Below are 23,184 nucleotides of genomic sequence, written 5' to 3'. Positions count from 1 at the left end.
GTAATACCTATTTTTAAATAGGTCAAATTTCAGGAGTGATAAGCATGTTAAAACAACATGAAGAGTTTATTCAAAATCTTATAAAGAAGATAAAAGATGACGAACGATTTGTAGGTGTACTTGCTGGGGGGTCAATGAGAACTAATACGATGGATCAGTTTAGCGATCTTGATTTGATTCTTGTCTATGATCCAACCTTTAAAACGGACATTATGATGAATAGACTGCAAATCGTTGGTGAATTTGGTCACCTTTTATCCGGGTTTACTGGTGAACATGTAGGTGAGCCACGGTTACTCATTGGCTTGTACCATGGCCCTCTTCATGTTGATTTTAAATTTGTAACGATCGAAGAAATAAAGGATGGAGTAGAAAAGCCTGTTGTGGTATGGCAACGGAATTCCTCTTTGGAACAGCTTCTGAATGAAATCAAGTTTTCTTATCCTTCCCCTGATCTTCAATGGATTGAAGACCGTTTCTGGGTTTGGATACATTATGGTGCTACTAAACTCGGCAGAGGAGAGTTATTCGAAGTCATCAGTCTTCTTTCATTTGTTAGAGAGGCTGTTATTGGTCCATTAATTTTAATGCAACACAATTCACTTCCAAATGGGGTACGGAAAATTGAAAGACATGCTCCTGAACTTATCGAGGAACTGGGAAAAACAATTGCTCTTCATGAAAAAGAAAGTTGCTATAACGCGATTAAGCATACGATATCATTATATGTAAATCTAAGACGAGGATATGAAAGCGATATACAAATAAAATTTGAGGCACAACAAGTATCCATTAAGTATTTAGAAAAGGTATACGAAGAAATGTAACGATAGTTCTATCGAACAATCGATAAATATTCGTTTAATATAAGAATAGCGGCAGATATACCCAACGCTGCGTTTCAATCTGAATCGTAGTTCCATCGTGTATGTACTAGACTGCTTTTATCCATTTCCTTGTCCTCCTTGATCTTGATGATGCGGCCCTCTAACCGGCTATCATCTTATCATGATGTTCAAGGGATTTTTACTCATAGCTATAAGCCTTCCTGAACCCCCGGTCGAACCGGGGGTTTTCTTATACAAAAAAAGCCGCCAACATCGTGGCGGCTTACAGGCTGAAACTTCACTTTACCATTTTAAGAACATATCTCAATCCAAATCCAAAACCCTCAGAAAGGATCCTTCGTTCTCATTGGTTGGGGGAGCTGACTTTTCAAGCTTTTTGGCCTTTTCCTCCACCCGCTTCATGAGCCTTTCACTGAATTCCAGTGATGGCTTATATGACCCGTTATAACCGATACCGAGCAGCGCCTTGTCATATCGTGAGAAAGTCATCAAAGCTATTTCCCCATCTTCGCCTTTGATATCAAGTGAAATCGTCGGATCATTGTCGCTGTAGCCTTGGCCGTTATATGCAACCGACTTGATTGGACCGTGAACAACGTTATATTTCTCCGCCAGTTTCTTCGCCAGCGCAACATATTCCTGCGGGTTTTTATCAAGTGCCGGATCAAAAGCTACTGAAACCTTTTTATCTAGCGTTCTACCGTGGACAATGTCAAATAATTCTCCTGTTACCGAATCCACAGAGAAAGAATAACTACGCTTACCGTTCACGAGCACATCAGCGTACCATCTCGAACGGGGGAGACTTTCGGCTGGCTGCTCGTAGCCCATTTCAATCACCTGACCCTCCAGGTTCAGGCCGAATACTTCCCACAGGGCCCGTGCGCCAATTTCCGCCGCCTCTTCTTTTGGCATGTCCTTGCTGGTCGGCTTCTGGTTGCGGTAATATTCAAGATCAATGGCTCCTATCTTGTAATTCGCTTTTTGGTAGCCTTTCGGCAAGCTGTTTGGCACCGCTTGGGATGATCCGGCTGCATAATTCGAATAACTTGTAGGGATCGTATTTGTTTTTTTGAATTCCGTCGCCATCGCTGCCTGTGTGAATCCCTGGAACAATAGTGTGCTGGCCCCAATAACCGCTGTAGCCGCTAATATGGTTTTTTTAAAATTTTTTCTTTCCGATCTGTTTGTTTTCATCTGAATTCACTCCTCCATCGTTTTGGTTTGTGATCACAATAAGCAGTATAGAATAGCCAAATTATAGAACCATCACCAAGTCATTATGAAGTTGTAAAAATTACTTTGACTGTCGTTCCTTCCCCGGGATGGCTCGTAAACGCAAGCTCCGCGCGGTGACGCAAGACGATCTGTTGACAGATGGCCAAGCCTAATCCGGCGCCGCCGTCCCTGCGGTTTCGTGATTTCTCTCCGCGATAAAAAGGTTCTGTAATATGCCGGAGTATTTCAGCGCTCATCCCTTTTCCGTTATCCTGGATATAAACCGTCTTCTTTCCGGCCTCTATGGCGGCACGCACTACGATATGTCCGCCCGTGCTGCATGCCTTTATCGCATTGTCAATCAGATTGACAAACAGACTTTGCAGCAAGCAGGCGTCTCCCCACACAGCATCTATTTCACAAATAAACTCGATTTGTATATCTTTTTCCGTGATTTTACTATGCAGTGTCTGTTGGACAGATCGAAAGAGACCGGTTACTTTCTGTGCTTGCCAGCCAATCTCATCGTTTTTAAGATTCGCCAATTCGAGTAATTGATAGGACATCGTCTGCATACGCCGGCTTTCCGACATGATATAGCTGATCGCGGACAGCCTCTCGTCCTCAGTCAGGGCAGCCTTTTGCATATATTCGGCGTATCCATAGATTGCGGTCAAGGGTGTACGGAGTTCATGGGCAAAATTATCAATAAACTGCTGCTTTTTGTCCGCGGCGTCGATAAGCTCCGTCATTTGACGCTGGATTTCATACGCCATATGATTGAAGCTTTGTGCCATTTCGGACAGCTCATCACGCCCGGTTACCGGAAGCCTGGTTTCATATGCACCCGCTGCGATATTACGGGAGGTTTGGGAAATCTGCGACAGTGGCTTGAATATTCGATTAAGTAATAACATAAGACCAAGCGCAAGCAGACAGGAAAGAATAAATCCTGCGAAAAACAGCACATTTTTCATATGTTTCCATGCGGTGATGGCATCTGTCGCATCATAAAGATAGACCATGGTATAGGAATCATATGGCGCAGGAAGCTTCCCCGAAACAATAACATAGGAATGGCCACCTGTTTTTTGCATCGCAACCAAACGATTTCCGTCCTTCGGCGGCTCCAAAAAACGGCTCGGCAATACCATTTCCAGCCGATTGGAGTAGGCAAGCTGTTCGCCCTTGTAAAGCGCCAGCTTAACCTTCTGATCCCCGGACAGATAACTGTAGGGTTGGAGCAGAGAAGCCAATGAACCTTCAATATGAACTCCGCGGCTTTCCACTGCACGAAAATCCTTTATAAGCGCAGACGTAATAAAATAATGTTCGCCCAAACTTCTTTCTTCTGCTCGATGAACCGTATCTTTGAATGAAGCGACAGAAATGATAAATATCCCGAGATTGAAGGAGAACAGAAAAAGCACAAGCGTCGTTAAAAAGGTTCTATATTTCATCGGCTTACCTCCAAGCGGTAACCCAGCTTATAGACGGTTTTGATCACGTGCTCCCAACCTAATTTTTTCCTCAGTCTTTGGATATGAACATCAATCGTCCGGGTTTCGCCTTCATAATCATGGCCCCACACGAGCTCTAGAAGCCGCTCCCTGGACAATGCAATATTGCGGTTGTTTACAAGCACTTCCAGCAATTCATATTCTTTCGGTGTGCATTCCACAAGCTCTCCCTTATAAAATACCTGACGGCCATCAAAATCAATCCTCACCTCTCCCGCTTCAAAGCATTTTTTATTTTTTTGGGTTCGCCGCAGCACCGCTTCGACACGAGCCAAGAGCTCCAACATTTCAAAGGGCTTGGTCAAATAATCGTCAGCCCCCATGGAAAAGCCTGTTATTCGATCCGATAAGCTGTTACGTGCCGTTAAGAAAATGGTGGGAGTGCCATGTACTTCTTTAAACACTTCAAACCCGTCAAATTCAGGCAGCATCACATCCAAAATGATCAGATCATAGTTATGGCATTGTATTTCAGAAATCGCAGCTTCACCATCCAAAACCGAAGTGCACTGATGCCCCACAAGCTGCAAATTTCGTTTAATCAATTCATTGATTGATATTTCATCCTCAACTATTAAAATCGCTGCCACAATTGTTCCCCCTCCCCCTACTTCTACAATCATATTATTATTGTTTTGTAATAGAGTTGTAAAAGCGAATCTAAAAAAAGCACCATCCGCCCACTCGGAGGTGCCAAACTAAATATTGATGGTTAGAGCATCATCTTATGCGAACCGATCGGATTCATATTGTTCCCGAGATAATTCCCATCCCCTCCACTGATAAAGGCTATAGACCCCGCCAACCAATAGATATTCGATGATCAATAACTTACCCGTAGCTGCCTCTATGTTGGTACACCAACATGCCCTCCTATGGACCCAGCATTAGATATCCTAAAAAAGTGTAGATAAAATAAGAGAATAACGCAAGCACATTGCAGGCTATTAATAGCAGGTCCTTGTTCGAGTCTGTTATTCCATAGGAACGTATGGATAGCGCGATCCCGAATGGTGGAAGAAAGACAGTGGACAGAAGTCCGTAATAGCGAAACCAGTGCCCGTCGCGGACAAATAAAATCTCAATTGTGAATAAGAGGATAGGCAGAATAAACGTCCATGCTGAGATTTTACGCATAATGGGAACTCTCCATTTCAATGTCATGTCATCTCTCCGCCTTGTGCCGTGATAAGGAAAAACCCAGATCGCAATCTGGGTTTTTTGGTTTCGTTTTCTATATTTTAACATCTAACATTCCCTTTGGTAAACCGAATGGCCTCCCTTGACCGTCTCCACAATGCGAAGACTTCCCTCTTCCTTCTCCAACACCACGAAGTCGGCCTGCGCCCCTCTCTTTAATCCATAATGGTCTGCTTTCCCCATCGCCTGCGCTGGCAGCGTTGAAGCCATGTCCCAAGCTTCAGGAAACGTGCACAGCCCTGACTGAGCCAGCCGCCATACCGCATCGGCAAGCATCATGGCCGAACCGGCCAACAGCTCAGGCTTGCGGGCGAGATGCAATCGGCCTTCGGGTGTTAATACGACATTGCCGCCGATATGGGTCTCGTATTCGCCTGGCGGCATACCGCTTAAATAGACGGCATCGCTGACGAGCAGCGCCTTGGACGACTTGGCGCGGAGCATCACTTTGATGACCGAGTCCGGCAGATGGTACCCGTCCGCGATGATCCCTGCCCACAGCTGATCTTGCGCAAGCTGCTCCCATATATAGTTCGGATGGCGCGGCAGCGTCAGATGCGCGCCATTGCCAAGATGCGTGGACATCGTCGCTCCTGCTTCCACGGCTACTCGAATTTGCTCAGACGTCGCGGCGGTATGCCCGATCGATACCGTGATCCCCACCTCTACGCACGACCGGATAAACCGGGCAGCTTCCGGCCACTCTGGCGATAGCGTCACGATCCGAATCCGATTTCCCGATGCCGCCTGCCATCTTGAAAACAACGCCCAATCGGGCGCTTTGATGTACCGGGAATCATGGGCTCCCCTGGGCCCTTCTTCCGGAGAAAGAAAGGGTCCCTCCAAATGAATCCCGCCAATGGTGGAACCGACCGCTTCATCTTCCAGGCAAGCGGCGTCGATAACCCGCAGCAAATGTTCGATCTCTTCATCGCCATTGGTAATGACGGTTGGGTAGTAAAGCGTTATACCCTTTTCCCATAAACGCCGGGTTGCCTGGATAACCGTCTCCGTTGTGAGCGGCAAGGAATTGAAATCATGGCCGTACCCGCCGTTAATCTGAAGATCAACAAGTCCGGGAGCGATCCAGGCGTCCTCGTCACCATCGTGCGGAAGTATCTGCTCGATCCGGCCGTCAGGAGTCCATGTTAGCTTTATCCGTTCACCTGTTGTGTAATGACGGCCCACACGAACAAGGGCATGGCTATCCATTCCGGATTTCCCCATACGACTCCCGGTCCACGTACAGCGTGCAATCCGCATGCCTTCGAAGAATGCTGGCAGGACAGGCCTCGTGTATATCGCCGTGCAGCGTCCTTTGTACCGCTGCCCGCTTGCTTGCACCCGGAACGACGCAGAACAGATGGGCACCTGACATTAACGCCGGAATGGTGAGCGTAAGGGCGTATTCCGGAACCTCCTCCAAGCTTGCGAAACAGCCGTCATTCACCTGCTGTCGGCGGCAATCCTCGTCCAGCTTCACCCGCTTTACCCATAACGGATCCGCAAAATCGGCAACGGGCGGATCGTTGAAGGCGATATGCCCGTTCTCGCCAATACCCAGGACCACCATATCGATCGGCGCAGCGGTAATCAATCCGCTGTATCTGTCGCACTCCGCCTCAGGATCATTCATGCCGTCGATCAAATGCACCTCTCCTGGGGATACCAGATCAAACAGCTGCCGAGACAGAAAGTTCCCGAACCGCTGCGGTGCCGACGGAGGAAGGCCGATGTATTCATCCATATGAAAAGCCGTGACCCGACTCCAGTCCAATCCTTCCGATTGAACCAGCGCCGCAAGGCATTCATTCTGGGATGGGGCAGCCGCAAAGACGATGCGAATGTGCTCTTTCTCGGCCAGAAGGCGCTGCATGGCCGCGCGGATATCGGCGGCCGCCGCTTTCCCCATCGCTTCGCGCTGGTCATAAACGTGGACCTTCAGTTGATCTTGAACTTCTTCAAGAACAGGCTTTATGCTGCGCTGAGACATCATAAAGTCACCTCCATCCCCTACAATACCGGTGTTTCGGTCTGCAGTTTGATTTCCTTGTGCTGCCGGGAAGCTTCGTATGTGCCGAGAATAATCTCGAGTGAATGTCGGCCGTCCTTCCCGGTGACTACAGGCTCGCGGCCTTCGCGAACGGCAAGCGCCATATCTCGAATTTGCAGCCGGTGTCCGTCAGGTATAACTTTAAACGGTTCGAATTCAGGCAGCTGAACTTGCTGGCCATCGATCTCAAGAGCTACGATCGTATCTTCTTCAATGACGAGCACACCCTTCTCTCCATGGATGACGAGCCGCTGCCCTTTCCCGTCGCAGGCCGTCGTCGTGATCTCCAGCACGCCCAGCGCGCCGCTTTCAAATTCAAGCGCAGCGATAACGGTATCTTCGACTTCGATATTGCGCAGCACGGCTTTGGCTTTCGCGGACAAGGACGCAACAGGCCCAACGAGCCATTGCAGCATATCCACCGTGTGAATTCCCTGATTCATCATAGCCCCGCCGCCATCCATCGCCCATGTCCCGCGCCAGCCCGCACTGTCATAATAGGCTTGATCGCGGAACAGCATGACATACGCCGAGCATAAGCTAAGCTTCCCAAGCCGTCCTTCTTGAATGACCTGCCGGGCATACCCTGCCTGTGGGGACATGCGCCTCGGAAAGACGGTTGCCAGCAGCACACCATTCTCCGCACATACCTCGATCATGCGCTCGACATCGTCAAGATTGATCGCCATCGGCTTCTCCGCCAGCACATGTTTGCCCGCCCGTGCGACCATCGCCGTCTGCTCTGCGTGCATGCCGCTTGGCGTGCAGATACAGATAACCTCCACATCCTCGCGTGCCAGCAGTTCTTCCAATGTATCGCAGATATCTCCTCCGTACTTTGCAGTCAGCTTGACCGCAGATTCCCGTTTCGTATCAAATACGGCGGCAAGCACGGCTTCCTCCGTGTTCAAAATGCCCTGTGCATGAATGTCGGCAATAATTCCGCAGCCAATAATTCCGAATCGAACCGGCAATGTTTCCTCCGTCATGTATCCTACGCCTCCTCGTTACGTTCAGTTTGCAGCGAAACCGCATGCTTTTCCCTATTCCCGAATCAGGATCCGTGCTTCCTCATCGGCCGTTACCGTCGCCTCCGAGGCTTTGTAAATATCGTCATGCGTGATGAAGCCCGCTTCTCCCTCCACCCGGTTCAGAAAATCCTGCGAGAGGGAGAACGGCGGCTGCGCCAACGGCATGGAGCGCAGCTCCTGATCGGTGATAACAAGTACAGCCTCATCACTCGAGAGCAACGGGTCTCCTTCCAGCCGAATTTCCACAATGCCTCTTGTCCCCGTAATGAATATCCGTCCGTCTCCCCATGTCCAGCAGCCTGCCGGTGTATGCCAATCCGCGTAAAGCTGTGCCGTTATGCCGCCAGCCATGAATACCTGCACGCCGGCCGTATCATAGAAGGTCGGATGTTCAGGCAGTATATTCTTCGCCAGATAACCGGATGTCGTCTCCACTTCCCGGCCCGTCAGCCACCGTAACAGATCGAAGTCATGCACGAAGAGGTCGTTAATGATGCCCCCGGATTGTGACTTGTCAAAATGCCAGGCCGGCCTGGCTTCCGGATTCAGCCGATGCGGTTTACGCATCGAGATATGGACAATGTCCCCCAATTCACCCGCCCCGATCATCCGCTGAACGGTATGCAGGGAAGGACGAAAGCGCTCGGTGAGCATCATGCCTACCTCGATCCTTCCCCGCTCCAGAACGCCGCGCAGCCGGGTCAGCCCCGCCCGATCCGTCACGGCGGGCTTGTCGATCATGATTGGTTTGCCATGGAGCTCGCACAGCTCAATGACATCCATCTTCTCATGGTTAATGGCCGCGCAGCCGATAACACTCACTCCTTCATCGCTCAGCAGCGATTCCCGATCCCCCGTCAGTTCCAGGCCGTACCGGTCGGCAAGAGTACGGGCTAACGGCTTATTATCCGGTTCGTATACGCCTGCACATTCGTAGCCCAGGGCCAGCATCTCCTCGATAAACATGCCGATGTGGGCATGCTGACAGCCAATGATTCCAAAACTCCGCGCTTTCCCCGTCATCTTGTCGACACCTCCACAGCCTGCAGCCATTCCTTGATGACCGACAGATCATAAGCGAGCCGTTCCTTCGGCGGATAGGGTGCTGCGCATTCCAGCGTAAGCCAACCTGCGTACCGCTGTTCCCGAAGTCCCCTGAGCAGCCCGCCGTGATCCACTTCTCCCTCACCAAGACGGCACTGCAGGAAGAACTCTTCCCCGTGTCGGGTCAAATTCTTGAACGTTCCCGGCGCGCCCCCTTGCCCGATCCGCCGTTCATCCTTGATGTGCACATGGAACAAATAGCTTCCGAGCTGCCGGACCGACGTTTCCCCAAATTCCGTGTCCGTGATGTACATATTCCCTGCATCATGAATCAGGCCAACCTGATCATCGCCGATCAAATCCAGCAGTCGCAGAGCGCTATCTGTCGTCTCTACCAGGCTCTGATTGTGAATCTCCAACACGATCCGTTTTCCCGCAGCCCGGGCTTCCTCCGCGCATTTCCGAATCCAGAAAGCCGCCTTGGCATAATGATAATCCTCCGCCAGAAAGGCATTCGGCCCTCCCTGAAAGATCCGGATCATGCCCGCCTCCAACATCACCGCGCGTTCAAGCAGGCCCATAAACTGATCATAAGCCTCAGCGCATTCGGCATCTCCGCTTGTCGAGAAATATCCCATATAACCTGCCAATGCCGGAATCTCCAAGCCACGAACTTCCGCAACAGCCTTCATTTCGCGAACCCGCGGCAGCGAAGCTTCCGGACTTAAGTGCGGTTCGCGGCAGGCAATTTCGATTCCGTCGAAACCAAGCCCGGCCGTGATCGACATCGCTTCATGGATGCTGTAATCGATTAACGATCCACTGAATGCCGCTATTTTCATCTTGTCTTTCATCCTTTCCTTCACAGACATGGCCCCTTCCCGGGCCGATGATAACACTCCATTATTTAATCCCGGCCATATTGTGGTTCTGCACAAAATATTTCTCGGCAAACAGGAATACCAGCAGAATCGGAACGAGACTGACCAATGCGGCCGCGATCATAAGCTGTTCATTGCCGGTCCATTGGCCCGATAAGGAGAGAATGCCGATGGGCAGCGTATACTTCTCATTCGAGGTCAAATAAATGACAGGCGTCAAAATCTCGTTCCACTTGCCCATGAATGTAAAGATCGCCAGCGTCGCCAGCGTAGGCCTGGCCATCGGAATAAAGATCCGCAGATAAATCTGGAACGGATTGCATCCCTCCATCTTGGCCGCCTCCTCATACTCTTTAGGTATATTCATAAAAGCCTGTCGCATGAGGAAAATGCCAAACGGCTGAGCCAACCATTCGATAATCCACAGCGGCGTGAGCGTATCCAGCATGTTCAACTTATTAAAAATGATGAAATGCGGGATGATGATGACCACCGCCGGAATCATCATCGTTCCCAGCACCATCACAAACAGCGCACTTTTTAGCGGAAAGCGCAGCCTTGCGAACGCATAACCGACCATCGAGCAGGAGATCAGGGCGCCGACGACGGACAATACGGCTACGAAGATGCTGTTTAACGTGTAGCCGCCAATATTCCCAAGCTGAAACACCTGCGCGTAGTTAGACCATTGGAATACCTCGGGAATCCAGCGGGGCGGAACGGTTGTATATTCCTTGTAGGTTTTCAATGAATTCATGAGCGCCGACAGAAACGGCACGATCATGATGAGCGAGCTGATCCCGATCAGCACGTAACCGATGCTTTTTCCCAGCAGCTTTCTTCTCATGTGAGGTTCCTCCTTCCTCCGATGCGGTTCCACATCTGCAGTTCCATCTTGACTGCTTGATCAGTCATAGTGCACCCACTTCTTCTGACCCCTGAGCTGTATCAGCGTCAACAGGAAGAGGATCATGAACAGCACCCAGGCAATGGCGGAAGCATACCCCATCCTCATAAACGTGAACCCTTCACGATATAAATACAGCATCATGACCAGACTGGAGTTATTCGGGCCTCCCGCCGAGCTGATGTCGCCTCTGCCGGTTAGTACATAAATCTGTTCAAATGCCTGGAAGGTGGAAATCGTGCTCATAATGACAACCAGGAACGTGGTCGGCGAGATCAACGGAACCGTAATGTAGCGGAATTTGCGCAGAGCTCCTGCGCCGTCGATCTCTGCGGCTTCATACAGATCCCCGGGAACGCTCTGCAGACCCGCCAGATAAATGACCATAATATAGCCGATCCCTTTCCAGACCGCGATGAAGACAAGCAGCGGAATGGCCAGCTTCGGATCCTGCAGCCAGCCTTGCCCTTCCAGCCCCAGCTTGGCAAGCAGCGTGTTCGCCAGACCGAAGCGAGGGTTGAATATGGCGTCGGCGACGTACAGGATGACGGTCCATGAGGAGATCACCGGAATAAAATGGGCCATTCGAAACCATTTAAGCCCTTTCAAACGCTGGTTTAGCGCGACAGCCAGTACTAAAGCGAGAAAAGTCTGGAGCGGTACGAACAGAACCGCAAAATACAAGGTGTTCCACAGAGAACGCCAGAACATCGAATCCTCGGCCATGCGCCGGAAATTATCCAGTCCGCTCCACTCGGGCGGATTCAGCATATCGTAATCGGAAAAGCTGAAGTACAGGGATGCGGCGAGAGGACCTGCCACAAAGATGATAAAGTGGAGAAAATAGGGGGAGGCCATGAGCAGCCCCCATCTCCCCTCATGATCCCATTTCCGTTTTCGGGCGGGCTTTCCGTGCGGCATCGGATCGGCTTTGAGTGCTGCATTGTCGTTTAATGTATTGCCCATTTCACTCCCGCCTTTCTTCCACCCTTGTTTTATTTTTTATAAAAATCATCGAGAATCGATTGAACGGCAGCATCCGCTTCGCTGAGCGCTTGATCGATAGTTGCATCCCCAAGGAAGGCACGCTCCGCATGTTCGTTGAATTTGCCTACCCATTCTTCCCAGACTGCGTTATTGTCGAGTGTCTGTGCGAACTCCAGGCTATCCAGGAAGGCCTGGCGGTTAGCCGGCTGCTCTCCCGCCTTGAGGAACACTTCGGATTCCGCTACGGATTTTTTGACGGGCACGGCTTCACCCAGTTCAGTCCACTGCTTCTGCACATCGTCTTCCGTAGCCCAGTATTTAATCCACTCCCAGGCAGCCTCGGCTTTCTCGTCGCTCGACTTCTGATTAATCACCCATGAGTTGGCGATGACCGGGGACACTCGCTTGCCATCAGGTCCCTTCGGCAGCAGCGTCACATCATAATTCAGGCCGGCTTCATTCGCTGCCTGCACCCGGGCATAGATGCCGATCCGCATGGCTGCAGATCCGCTTGGGAACACGGCGGTATTGCTCTGGAAGCTCTTCAGGTCGACCGGATCCGTAATGATGCCGCGCTGCATGCCGTCGACCATCCATTCGAACGCCTGCTTGTTCTCCGGCGAATTGATGATGGAGTTCTCCGCTTTCTCGTCAAGGACACCGCCGCCGTAGGATTTCATCACGGAGAACCAGCCTTCGGTAATGCTGAAGAACGTCAGCCCGAACTGATTCACGCTTGCAGCGTCAAACCCGCTGTCCTCGGCGGTTTTTCCACCGGCATCCACCGTCAGCTTGGCTGCCGACGATTTCAGGTCGTCCCAGGTCCATTCATCCGAAGGATACGTTACGCCTGCTTTATCAAACAGCTCCTTGTTGTAAAACAGCACGCCGACCTGAATGCCCTGCGGCACGCCCCAATAGCGCCCGTCCGCGTCCTTATTAAAATCGAGGCCGTAGTATTCATCGGCTTTCAGGTCTCTTGCGATCCAATCCGTCAGATCCTTAGCGGCGCCCCGCTGGGCGTATTTCATGACGTAGACGCCGTCGGACAGCCATACGTCCGGCGCTTGGCCGGCCGCGATCTGCGTATCCAGCTTCTGATAGAACTGCCCGTATGGCGCGCTTTGCGTCTTCACCTTAATGTTCGGATGCTGTTTTTCGAACTGCTCGATCAGCTCCTTCATCTTCGTATCGGAGCTGTCGCTGGAATAATACCCGAGCAGGATTTCTACCTTTTTCCCTTCATCGCCTCCGGTACCGGGTGTGGCAGTACCGCCCTTTCCTTCATCAGCATTGCTGCAACCGCTTACTATAACGGTTATCAGCAATAAGGCCGTTAACCAGCTGTAAAGCCCTTTTCTCTTTTTCACAAATCCTCGCCCCCTATTGTTTGAAATGGATTAATGCGATTGTAGTTGATAACGACCGAATGCGCCCATGTGCTTTCTTAGCCCACTTGTGATTTCTTGCTGCGGCATCATGGTTTTTTATTTACAACTTGTGTTTTTTTGCTACAATGTTCCTTACATTCCTTACTTCAATGCGGAAGGCGGAAGAGCGATGAACATCCAAGGCGTTTCCACCGGTAATCTGACCATTAACCAACGTTTGTTCGTTCTGATCATCCTATTCATTGGCCTCCCCTTCTTTCTGCTTGGCAGCTTCTGGTACCAGTCGTCTACCGATGCGATTGAACAGTTTGCCGCAGGCGCTAACAGGCGTATCATCGAGCAAACCAACGTCTCACTGGATTCGTACATATCCAATCTGGAGAATTCCACCTATCCCTTTATCCACAACCCGCAGATCCAGCAATTTCTCTCGACCACCCAGCTTACCCCCTATGCGTACTTTCAGCTTGCCAAAAAAGTCGAGGACGACTTGTTTGCCCAGATGATCTACGGCCGGTCCGATATTATCGGAATTTCGCTCGTCGCCGAGAACAAGAGACAAATCACCGATTACGAAAGCGCGCCGGGGCTGCTCGATATGAGTGAAATCCGCAAACGCAACCGGTCCTTTCAAGCGCAGCTGGATCAATTCAACGATTTTCAAATCATCGGCCTCAGCCGGGTAGGAAACACGCCAGCCCTTACCGTGGCCCGGAAGCTCTATGACAATTCTTCCTTTCTCTATAAAGGCTTATTGATTGTCGATCTCAATCTGAAGCAAATCGGAGCCATCTGCTCTAATGATTCGCTGGGCGGCTTTGATGTCTGGATCATGGGCAAGGATGGGCAGATGATCTACCACCCGGATCCGAGTCGGGTCGGAACCCAAGTCGAACCGGGGCTGTTAACGCATATTCAAAACCGGGACTCCTCCTTCTTCCGGCATCAAGACGCAGCTTCCAGCACCGAAAAGATGGTCCTGCATGAACGCTCGCAGATCACTGGCTGGACGGTCGTCGCCGACCTGCCGCTGAACAATCTCATCGGCGGTTTGATCACCCAGCGTAATTACTCGCTAGCGGCCGCAGCCATTCTCTTAATCATTGCATTGGCGCTTGTAGGCGGATTCTCCTTGTCCTTGACGAGAGCGCTATCCATGCTCCAGAAGTTGATGGCCCGCGTCGAGCGGGGTGATTTTGTGCTTCCTACCAAAATGAACCGGTTCCGCAACAATGAAATGACTGCCGTATTCCAGAGCTTTTACAGCATGACGGGAGAGCTGAAGCGGCTGATTCGGGAGGTCCAGGATTCCCAACTGAAGGAACGGGAGCTCATGATCAAGCAGAAGGAATCCGAGCTCCGCTCCATGCAGTCCCACATCAACCCGCATTTTTTGTACAATTCACTGGAGATTATTAATTCATATGCCATTGCGGACGATCATATGGAGATCAGTCGCATGACGCGGGCGCTGGCCCATATGTTCCGTTACAATATCGGCCATGCCGGGTCTGTCGTGCCGCTGCGGGAGGAGATGACGCATGTCCAGTATTATCTCGATCTTCAAAGCGCCCGTTTCCGCAGACTCCAGATTGATATGGATGTGAACGAACGGGACCTGGATCGCGTAAATGCCGTCAGACTGACGCTGCAGCCGATCGTAGAGAATGTGTTCATACACGGATACCGAGGCAAGAAGCCAAGCTACCTCGGGATAAGCACCCGTGCGGAGGCGGGCTATTTTGCCATCATGATCCGTGACAAGGGGATTGGCATGGCAGCGGAAACGCTGTGGCAGATCAGCAGCATCCTGCAAACCCGGGAGAAGCCGGGTGAAGGCATGCTGCGAAACGGCGGGGAGGAACCCACGAGCGGCATCGGGCTCTTGAACGTGCATCAAAGACTTCAGCTTACCTTCGGTGACGAGTATGGCCTGCATCTTGTGGAGTCCGTGCCCTTGGAAGGCACGATATTTGAGATTAGACTGCCGTATAGGACTAGCGAGGAGGGACACCATGTACCGGTTAATGATGATTGATGACGAATACGCCATTCATTTGAGTTTGCGAAAGCTTGTTGAGAGGTCCGGTCTTCAAATTGTGGTCACCGGCGAAGCCGAAGACGGGGTTGAAGCCCTGCAGATGCTAGAGAGCACCCGGCCAGATATTATCGTGACCGACATTTGCATGCCTGAAATGGATGGACTGGAATTTATCCGCTGTGTCCGGGAATCCCATCCACAGATGCATTTTATTATCCTCTCAGGCCACGACAACTTCGAATTTGCACGTCAGGCCCTGCGCTATGGCGTTTCGGATTTCCTGCTGAAGCCCATCGACCCGGCGCAGTTCCATACAACACTGGAACGTGCCTGCAGGGAGCTGGATAACCGGAAAGCGCGATTCTCCCGGCAGACGGAATGGACGCTTGCGCAGCAGCGCCATAAAGCCAGGCTCGCCCAGCTGCTGTATTCTGCCGATGAGCAGGGAGCATTGGAACAAATCCGCCAGATCATGGCTCTTTTTGAGACGAGGGGACCCGAAGAGGTGAGCTTATCAAGATATGCTCATATGCTGATGCAGGATCTGCTGGCTGCGCTTGAAGAACGCGGTTTGCTTCTTGCAATGGAGATCGGCGAGGATCAATGGCCACAGGATGACCCCATGGCCTGCCGCCGTCAAATCGAGGATAAGGTCAAGGAAATGCTGGCGCTGATTAAGGGTTCCCGAAATCTAGGGTCTCGCCACAATATTCAGAAAGCCAAGCGATACATTGAAGAGAATTACGCGATGGAGGATTTGTCCTTACAGGAGGTGGCTGATTCAGTGGGGATGTCGGTCACGTATCTAAGCCGTACCTTCAAGAGCGAAACGAATATGAACTTCGTGAAATACTTGGTGCAGGTTCGCATGGAAAAAGCGAGGGAATTGCTGGCGGAGTCTGAGCTTTCCGCCGAGGAAACGGCCTACCGCGTCGGCTTCTCGGACTATGTCCATTTCAGCAAGACGTTCAAAAAATTTCATGGCCTCACCCCTTCCGCTTACCGAAAGCAGTGCAAGGCCATGAATGGAGGATAGAGTTACCAGACGCTTATTCGGATTGCACACCATTCATCCATACTTTCGCTCTAGCAAGAAGCTGCTCAACGAACGCATTCTTCTCATCGGAATATCGGAGCAAGGTCCGGGTTCCTTGCAAAACGATACGCTGTTTGATCTCACTGTAACGCTCGGCTTCCACGGCATGTGCTCGCAAGTACTCCCGGATGATGATGTTATGATTCCAAATGTCGCCACGGTATAACACAATGTGAACATTATAGGCATGCTTACCTCTTTTGCGCAGGTATAAACGGCCGGGAATCCCGGCTTCGCCCAAGTCCTCGTAACCCATAGCGGTCAGTTTGGGGATGATTTCATTCGTATGCAACGCGTTCTCCACGCCCACCAGAATATCGATGATGGGTTTAGCCGTCATCCCCGGTACGGATGTACTTCCGAAATGTTCGATGGCGGACGTATAAGCGCCGATCTCCCTGATTAACGTCTGGTGTTCGTCGCAAAACCGATCCGCCCACTGCTTGTCGTAGGACTCCAAATGAATATCTTCATCAATCGTCATAAAGCTTCCTCCCTCCAATTTGGTGCGCATGTGCTTATGAAGCTGCCTCGAGCTAATAGTAGCGGGCCCCCATAAAAGAGCATAAGAACTGCTTCAGGTCATGTCATATATGACTCTATCATGCCCTTAATGGTTTCGGCCGGCAAGAGCCAATCTTCTATCGGTTAACGGAGAAGCGAGCCTCAGTATCGGCTTTCGGCTGCAGGTGCTAGAACCTGATTGGCATATCTGTCGGCCTCCGCCTGGAGGGTTTCATCGCTTACCCGCTCCACGTTATAGGTCGCGAAGGCCGGCAAATAACGGACTTTACACCGGTCCAACGTGGCTTGAATCGGACGCAGCAGCTCACTGACGGTGTACCAATTGTCCCCACCTGCCTGATACTCCTGTTCCGTGCCTGCTGCCGTCGTGGCCAGCATAAACTCCTTGCCCTTCAGACTGTTGCCTTCCGGTCCGAACGCCCAGCCGAAGGTCAGCACGTCATCGAACCATTTCTTCAACAGTGGCGGGCAGCTGTACCAGTAAAACGGGAACTGGAACACCACCCGATCATACTGAAGAAGAAGCTGCTGCTCGCGCTCGATATCGATATTCCAGTCCGGATACTCCTTGTAAAGATCCCGGATATCTACATTTCCATTCGCATACAGCCTGCTGTGCTGCATCAGCACTCGATTCGCACGCGAGTTGTCTAAATTCGGGTGAGCCACAATCACCATGATTTTCATATTCAGGTCTCTCCTGTCTCATTTGGTTTGTTTGACACCCCCATTATGTTTCGGATCGGCTTCGTTGAAAAGTACGCTCTTTTTATGTACTTAGTCGGTTTTAGCGTACCTATTCATCCCATGCATAGTACGATAAAACATACTAAGTACGAATAAGAATAGTACTGGGTTTAAACGGAATACTGTGCTACATTACTAACATCACATGAACAAAGACCGATGACACCCTTCCTATGGGAGATGAGAATATGAGAACAAGCGATCATGAACGGCCTAACACCGAAGGCATCCTGACAACGCTGCAATTAATCGGAGGCAAGTGGAAACCGCTGATTTTGTTTATACTGCTGCAGGACGGAACCAAACGGTTCGGGGAGCTCCGGCGGCTGCTTCCGGGCGTGACCCAAGGCATGCTCACAAATCAGCTCCGCGAACTGGAACAGGATGAGCTGGTCGTACGCAAGGTATATCAGGAGATTCCGCCCAAAGTAGAGTATTCCATCTCGGAGCACGGAAAGAGCTTGGGCAGCGTTCTGACCGACATGTGCACCTGGGGGTTTCAACATTTGGATTATGTCGAGAAGAACAACGGACAACAAGGTGAAAGTCATGGGAAAAACGCAGGCGGACTGTAAACGCAGGAAGCAAAACCCTTAATGCTCATGCTGGGCACTGCTCGCCTATACGAACGCATGCATTTACTCCCTGCTGTGCACCACGAATCCTAGTCTGCTATATTCCTCAATTTGCAATTGACCTCCATCCCCCTCGCGCACTCTTCGGCCGATCCTACTCAGATCGGCTTCATTTGTTAGGTCCCCTCTAAGCTGGTAGTTCTAACAGGGATCAGTTTTTACAAGACTCCGTTTTAAACCGCTAATCCCTCTCTTCCTATTTTTTGTGTCTGACGCAGATTAAATGTATCGCTCCTCTTGCTTCACTTCATCTATCACTATCTTAAAGCGCCATGTCATAGTTACCGTCGTTTGGAGAACGATTGCAAAAAATCTTTTCCAGGTATTGCATATTTATGTCGTTACGATATATATTTATATCGTAACGACATATTGTTGGAGGCGCTCATATGTATGAAATTTTTGTGTTGGGTGAATTGATGACCGGGGATAAACACGGGTATATGCTTCAAGAGATATTAAAAAATGCAGGGGGTCCTTACCGTCAGATTAGTTCCGGAACGTTATATCCCCTGCTCTCCCGGATGGTGGATCACGAGTGGATCCATCTTCGTCTGGACGAATCCGGCGGAGGCAAACGCCCCCGCAAAATCTACGGGATCACCGATTCCGGACGGAAGAAGTTTCTCGAGCTCATGGAGAACCCCCTGGAATACAACATGGATACGGAGCAGATATTCCATTTTAAAATGGTCTATTTCCGGTATGTTCCGAAGAAGGTTCGGCTCGATTGTCTAGAGCAGTATTTGATTTATCTGGAGACCAACCTGAAACATGTGACGGACTTTGAAGCGGAGATCACGTTTTATAAACCTGATCCTGAGAAACAGCGGCTTCAATTGCTGCGGGTACTCGATCACCGGAAGCAGATAGGAATGACGAATATCGAGTGGATCCGGAAAGAAATATCGACTGTTAAATCCGAAGAAGACTAGAGTCCAGATGTTTTCACATTGAGAAATTCGAAATAAGGAGGGATACAGGATGGAACGTTTATGGACGAAACCGTTTATTCAGATGACGGTCGGGATGTTATTTCTGTTTACGGGCTTCTATCTGCTGCTGCCCACGCTTCCGCTATATATCAAGCATTTAGGCGGCTCCGAATCCCAGGTGGGCTTGGCGGCCGGTGCGTTCACGCTGACGGCGGTCGTCTTTCGCCCGATGGTCGGGGGATTGGTGGACCGATACGGCAGAAGAGCTTTTTACGTTTGGGGTCTTATCTTCTTTGTTCTTTCGATGTATCTCTACGATTGGGTTGGCAGCATTCTGCTTCTGCTTGCGCTGCGGATCTTGCATGGCGCGAGCTGGGCTTTCTCGACAACCTCCATCGGAACGGTCATTACGGATTTAATCCCAACCTCCCGCCGCGGGGAAGGCATGGGCTGGTACGGTATGGCGATGACGGTTGCGATGGCCATCGGCCCCATGCTGGGTACTTTTATCGTCAGCGGGTATTCGTTTCGGACGTTGTTCCTTGTCGCTACCGGACTCTCTCTGATTGCCTTCATACTGGCCTACATGACCAGAGCCCCTTATCAAGCCAAACCGTCGGCAGGGCGAATTCAGTTAGTCGAGAAATCCGTTCTCCCTGTCACGGTCGCAATCTTTTTCCTGGCTGTCGCATACGGGGGGATCACGACCTTCCTCCCGCTGTTTGCCGAGTCCATCCGGGTCAATCCGGGAACCTTTTTCCTGGTGTACGCCGTCGCTCTTACCTTGATCAGACCCTTTGCCGGGAAGCTGTCGGACCGTTTCGGCGAAGCGGCTGTCATCATTCCGTCCCTTGTCGTGACGGCGGCGGCTCTGATCGTCTTAAGTATGTCAAACGGATTGACCGGGCTGATTACGGCAGCCATTCTGTACGGTATCGGCTTCGGCTCGGCCCAGCCCGCGCTTCAAGCAGCGACCCTGCGCATTGCTCCGGAGAACCGGAGAGGAGCAGCCAACGCCTCGTTCATGACGGCATTCGATCTCGGCATCGGACTTGGCGCCATTATACTCGGCTTGGTTTCCGAGCGTATCGGCTATACGTATTTGTTCACGGTTACAGCAGCATCGGTAGTCGTTTCCTTAGTCATATTCACGATCTTTGTAAGAAGATTGCTTACGTCTGGCGTTACAGACAAGGAGTGAAGGCTTGCTGATTTACAACAAACATGCCCGCGGCCTTGGACTACCGCTGTCGCATTGGAGCGTTCTTTCGCATTAGAGCTTTCTTTCGCATTGGAGCGTTCTGCCTATCCGAAGCCCTTCTGCCGGGTTGACGGAGCCTTAGAAGCCTCCAAGTCTCAAGCCTCCGCTCCTGCCAACTTCGTAACCTCTGCGTCCGCTTCCGAATAGGCTAACGTATCTGATGTTAGATTGGAGCGATTGTACGTATGGCGCAATATGTACCCCCGGCAAGTATCCATACCCTTACGCATACGGCACCCAGTCTCGTGATTCATTATCCGCAAGTACACGGCCTCATGGATCCGGGGGCGGAAGAAGCCATCAACCGGGTCATTATTCTTCAAATCCAGGACATGCAGCGAGAACAGCAGCAGGTTCAGACCGGCACCAACCCGCAAACGACGGGCACCTTTGAGATCAAAACGAACGAGCGCGGCATTCTTAGCCTCGTGCTGACGAACTATACCTACTCCGAACATATGGCGCACGGGTATACGGTGACGAAAGGCCTGACCTTTGCCACGGCCACCGGAAAATCCTATGCCTTATCCGATCTGTTCCGCCCAGGCTCGGGCTATCAAGCCATCTTGGCCGTCGAGGTGAACCGTCAGATCAAGGAACGCGGCATTCCCGTGCTGGAGAACCGTCCGGTTACCGTTTCGCCGAACCAGGACTTCTATCTAGCGGATAAGTCACTGGTCATCTTCTATCCGCTATATGCCATCACCCCATACTATGTCGGCTTTCCGATGTTCCCAATATCGGTGTACGACCTTTTAGGCCTGGCAACCGAGAACGGATTGTTATCGGATCTTGCCGCGGACGTAGTGTAACGATCTACACTGCACTGAGATTAGATGTACAAAAAAACAAACCCGATTCCCTGGTACCTTACACCAGAGTTTCAGGTTTGTTTGTTATTATCTTATAATCCAGCTGCGCCGGTTACACCATGATTTTGCAAATATCGTTCGTGAATTCCACCGGATCGGCAATCGGCAAGCCTTCGATCAGCAGCGCCTGATTGTACAGCAGATTCGTGTAAAGCTTCAGCTTATCCTCATCCGCTTGCTGAGCTTTCAGAGATTTAAACACCTCATGATTCGTGTTAATCTCCAGCACCTTGTCGGCTTGGATATCCTGTCCGTTCGGCATCGCCTTCAGGATTTTCTCCATCTCAATCGAGACATCACCTTCCGTGGACAGGCATACCGGATGGGATTTCAATCGTTTGGAAGCTTTAACGGATTTCACCTTGCCGGCCAAGAGGCTGCCCATGGCTTCAAACAGTTCCTTATTGTCGTTCTCTTCGGCTTCATTCTCCTGTTTGTCCGCCTCGGAATCGAGGCCAAGATCGCCGCTGGATACCGACTTGAATTCCTTCTCCTTGTATTTCATGAGCATCTTGATCGCAAACTCATCAACATCATCGGTGAAGTACAGGATTTCATAACCTTTATCGAGCACCATTTCCGTCTGCGGGAGCTTCTCGATCCGGTCGATGGAATCACCGGAAGCATAATAAATATACTTCTGATCCTCCGGCATTCTCGATACGTACTCATCCAGCGAAACCAGCTTCTTCTCCTTGGAGGAAGTGAACAGCAGCAGATCCTGAAGATCTTCCTTGTTCATGCCATAATCGTTGTAGACGCCGAATTTCAGACCTCTGCCGAAGGAGGCGAAGAACTTCTCATAGTTGTCTCGTTCGTCCTTCATCATGCCCTGCAGCGCGCTTTTCACTTTGCTCTTGATGTTCTTCGCGATCAGCGTCAACTGACGATCATGCTGGAGCATCTCGCGGGAGATGTTCAGCGACAGATCCTCGGAATCGACCATCCCTTTCACGAAGCTGAAGTAATCCGGCAGAAGGTCGCCGCATTTGTCCATGATCAGGACGCCGTTGGAATACAGCTCAAGCCCTTTCTCGTATTCCTTGGTGTAATAATCGAATGGCGTATTCTCGGGAATGAACAAAATCGCGTTGTATACAACAGCGCCGTCCGCTTTGACATGAATGTGCTTGAGCGGTTTATCGAAGCCGTAGCGCTTCTCATTGTAGAAATTCTCGTAATCCGCGTCGGTCAGCTCGCTTTTATTCTTGCGCCAGATCGGCACCATGCTGTTGATGGTCTGCTCTTCCTGAACTTCTTCGAACTCATTCTCGGCATCTTCTTTCGGACGCTGCGTTTTCACATCCATCTTGATCGGATAACGGATGAAGTCCGAGTACTTCTTGATGATCGCTCTTAGACGATATTCTTCCAAATACTCGTCATACTGATCGTCTTCCGTGTTCTCTTTGATCTTAAGCACGATCTCGGTTCCGACAGAATCCTTCTCGGCCGGCGTAATGGTATATCCATCCGCGCCTTCCGATTCCCACTTGAATGCTTCGTCGCTGCCGAGGGCTCTGCTGGTCACGGTAACGACATCGGCAACCATGAAAGCCGAATAGAAGCCAACGCCGAACTGGCCGATAATGTTGTGGCCGTCCTTCGCTTCGTTCTCACTCTTGAATGCAAGGGAACCGCTCTTCGCAATGATGCCGAGGTTGTTCTCGAGGTCTTCCTTTGTCATCCCGATCCCCGTGTCGGTAATGGTCAGCGTACGGTTTGCTTTATCTGCGGTAATCTTAACGTAGTAATCTTCTTTGTTAAAGGTCAAGTTGTCGTCAGTCAGCGCTTTATAGTAAATCTTGTCGATCGCGTCGCTGGCATTTGAAATCAGCTCACGCAGAAAAATTTCACGCTGCGTATAGATGGAGTTGATCATCATCTCGAGCAGCCGTTTGGACTCAGCTTTAAACTGTTTTTTCGCCATGAAAAAATCTCCCTTCCAATCTGAACGAGGTTTCTTTTAGCACTCTTTACAGCAGAGTGCTA

21 protein-coding genes are annotated in these 23,184 nt (G+C 50.7%); 7 read left to right on the top strand and 14 right to left on the bottom strand.

Going from position 1 to position 23,184, the window contains the following annotated elements; translation table 11 throughout:
* Positions 1-44 precede the first annotated feature (44 nt).
* On the top strand, positions 45-827 hold the full coding sequence (locus tag MKY48_RS06650; protein ID WP_339292561.1) for an aminoglycoside 6-adenylyltransferase: 783 nt from the start codon (positions 45-47) through the stop codon (positions 825-827).
* 324 nt (positions 828-1,151) lie between these two features.
* On the opposite strand, the gene MKY48_RS06645 is transcribed toward MKY48_RS06650, so the two are convergent.
* The 11 genes from MKY48_RS06645 to MKY48_RS06595 all read right to left on the bottom strand — a co-directional run bounded on the left by MKY48_RS06645 (position 1,152) and on the right by MKY48_RS06595 (position 13,059).
* Positions 1,152-2,045: a hypothetical protein gene (locus MKY48_RS06645; RefSeq protein ID WP_339292560.1), complete on the bottom strand. Its 894-nt coding sequence runs from the start codon at positions 2,043-2,045 to the stop codon at positions 1,152-1,154.
* Between the two features lie 83 nt (positions 2,046-2,128).
* Positions 2,129-3,526 (bottom strand): ATP-binding protein, encoded by a 1,398-nt coding sequence (locus MKY48_RS06640; protein ID WP_339292559.1) that lies wholly within the window; start codon positions 3,524-3,526, stop codon positions 2,129-2,131.
* On the bottom strand, positions 3,523-4,176 hold the full coding sequence (locus tag MKY48_RS06635; protein WP_339292558.1) for a response regulator transcription factor: 654 nt from the start codon (positions 4,174-4,176) through the stop codon (positions 3,523-3,525). Before MKY48_RS06635 ends, MKY48_RS06640 begins: the two co-directional genes overlap by 4 nt.
* Before the next feature lie 658 nt (positions 4,177-4,834).
* Positions 4,835-5,998: an amidohydrolase family protein gene (locus tag MKY48_RS06630; protein WP_339292557.1), complete on the bottom strand. Its 1,164-nt coding sequence runs from the start codon at positions 5,996-5,998 to the stop codon at positions 4,835-4,837.
* Complete coding sequence (locus tag MKY48_RS06625; RefSeq protein WP_339292556.1) at positions 5,991-6,782, bottom strand: glucosamine-6-phosphate deaminase; 792 nt, start codon at positions 6,780-6,782, stop codon at positions 5,991-5,993. Before MKY48_RS06625 ends, MKY48_RS06630 begins: the two co-directional genes overlap by 8 nt.
* 17 nt (positions 6,783-6,799) lie before the next feature.
* Positions 6,800-7,828, bottom strand: a complete 1,029-nt coding sequence (locus tag MKY48_RS06620) for a Gfo/Idh/MocA family oxidoreductase (protein ID WP_339292555.1) — start codon at positions 7,826-7,828, stop codon at positions 6,800-6,802.
* 54 nt (positions 7,829-7,882) lie between these two features.
* Positions 7,883-8,893 (bottom strand): Gfo/Idh/MocA family oxidoreductase, encoded by a 1,011-nt coding sequence (locus MKY48_RS06615; RefSeq protein WP_339292554.1) that lies wholly within the window; start codon positions 8,891-8,893, stop codon positions 7,883-7,885.
* Complete coding sequence (locus MKY48_RS06610) at positions 8,890-9,756, bottom strand: sugar phosphate isomerase/epimerase (RefSeq protein WP_339293476.1); 867 nt, start codon at positions 9,754-9,756, stop codon at positions 8,890-8,892. Before MKY48_RS06610 ends, MKY48_RS06615 begins: the two co-directional genes overlap by 4 nt.
* A gap of 61 nt (positions 9,757-9,817) precedes the next feature.
* Positions 9,818-10,642: a carbohydrate ABC transporter permease gene (locus MKY48_RS06605; RefSeq protein WP_076322856.1), complete on the bottom strand. Its 825-nt coding sequence runs from the start codon at positions 10,640-10,642 to the stop codon at positions 9,818-9,820.
* Between the two features lie 60 nt (positions 10,643-10,702).
* Positions 10,703-11,668 (bottom strand): sugar ABC transporter permease, encoded by a 966-nt coding sequence (locus MKY48_RS06600; protein ID WP_215163803.1) that lies wholly within the window; start codon positions 11,666-11,668, stop codon positions 10,703-10,705.
* Between the two features lie 29 nt (positions 11,669-11,697).
* A complete protein-coding gene (locus tag MKY48_RS06595; protein ID WP_076322854.1) occupies positions 11,698-13,059 on the bottom strand; it encodes a sugar ABC transporter substrate-binding protein in 1,362 nt (453 codons plus the stop codon).
* A 190-nt stretch (positions 13,060-13,249) separates the two neighbouring features.
* Between MKY48_RS06595 and MKY48_RS06590 the strand changes: the two genes are divergently transcribed.
* The gene (locus MKY48_RS06590) at positions 13,250-15,118 is read left to right on the top strand and encodes a histidine kinase (RefSeq protein ID WP_339271016.1); all 1,869 of its coding nucleotides are present in this window, start codon (positions 13,250-13,252) and stop codon (positions 15,116-15,118) included.
* Complete coding sequence (locus MKY48_RS06585) at positions 15,096-16,157, top strand: response regulator (RefSeq protein ID WP_339271014.1); 1,062 nt, start codon at positions 15,096-15,098, stop codon at positions 16,155-16,157. The genes MKY48_RS06590 and MKY48_RS06585 overlap by 23 nt, the downstream gene beginning before the upstream one ends.
* Before the next feature lie 13 nt (positions 16,158-16,170).
* Here MKY48_RS06585 and MKY48_RS06580 read toward each other — a convergent pair whose 3' ends face one another.
* Together MKY48_RS06580 and MKY48_RS06575 are read right to left on the bottom strand one after the other, a co-directional pair.
* On the bottom strand, positions 16,171-16,701 hold the full coding sequence (locus MKY48_RS06580) for a GrpB family protein (RefSeq protein WP_339271013.1): 531 nt from the start codon (positions 16,699-16,701) through the stop codon (positions 16,171-16,173).
* A 182-nt stretch (positions 16,702-16,883) separates the two neighbouring features.
* Positions 16,884-17,429 (bottom strand): NAD(P)H-dependent oxidoreductase, encoded by a 546-nt coding sequence (locus MKY48_RS06575; RefSeq protein WP_339271011.1) that lies wholly within the window; start codon positions 17,427-17,429, stop codon positions 16,884-16,886.
* 248 nt (positions 17,430-17,677) lie between these two features.
* Between MKY48_RS06575 and MKY48_RS06570 the strand changes: the two genes are divergently transcribed.
* The 4 genes from MKY48_RS06570 to MKY48_RS06555 all read left to right on the top strand — a co-directional run bounded on the left by MKY48_RS06570 (position 17,678) and on the right by MKY48_RS06555 (position 21,132).
* On the top strand, positions 17,678-18,064 hold the full coding sequence (locus MKY48_RS06570; protein WP_339292553.1) for a helix-turn-helix domain-containing protein: 387 nt from the start codon (positions 17,678-17,680) through the stop codon (positions 18,062-18,064).
* A 449-nt stretch (positions 18,065-18,513) separates the two neighbouring features.
* The gene (locus tag MKY48_RS06565; protein ID WP_076322846.1) at positions 18,514-19,059 is read left to right on the top strand and encodes a PadR family transcriptional regulator; all 546 of its coding nucleotides are present in this window, start codon (positions 18,514-18,516) and stop codon (positions 19,057-19,059) included.
* Between the two features lie 49 nt (positions 19,060-19,108).
* Positions 19,109-20,260, top strand: coding sequence for an MFS transporter (locus MKY48_RS06560; RefSeq protein WP_339271009.1), 1,152 nt, complete (start codon positions 19,109-19,111; stop codon positions 20,258-20,260).
* A 245-nt stretch (positions 20,261-20,505) separates the two neighbouring features.
* Positions 20,506-21,132 carry a DUF3298 domain-containing protein gene (locus MKY48_RS06555; RefSeq protein WP_339271007.1) on the top strand — a complete coding sequence of 209 codons (627 nt, stop codon included), beginning with the start codon at positions 20,506-20,508 and terminating at the stop codon, positions 21,130-21,132.
* 112 nt (positions 21,133-21,244) lie between these two features.
* Here the strand turns inward: MKY48_RS06555 and htpG are convergent, their stop codons facing one another.
* A complete protein-coding gene (htpG, locus tag MKY48_RS06550; protein ID WP_339271005.1) occupies positions 21,245-23,122 on the bottom strand; it encodes a molecular chaperone HtpG in 1,878 nt (625 codons plus the stop codon).
* Positions 23,123-23,184: the final 62 nt, after the last annotated feature.

Source organism: Paenibacillus sp. FSL W8-0187, from assembly GCF_037969755.1.
Taxonomy (GTDB): Bacteria; Bacillota; Bacilli; order Paenibacillales; family Paenibacillaceae; genus Paenibacillus_AQ.
The sequence above is the reverse complement of the archived record's forward strand: the minus strand, read 5'-3'. Positions and strand labels throughout refer to the sequence as shown.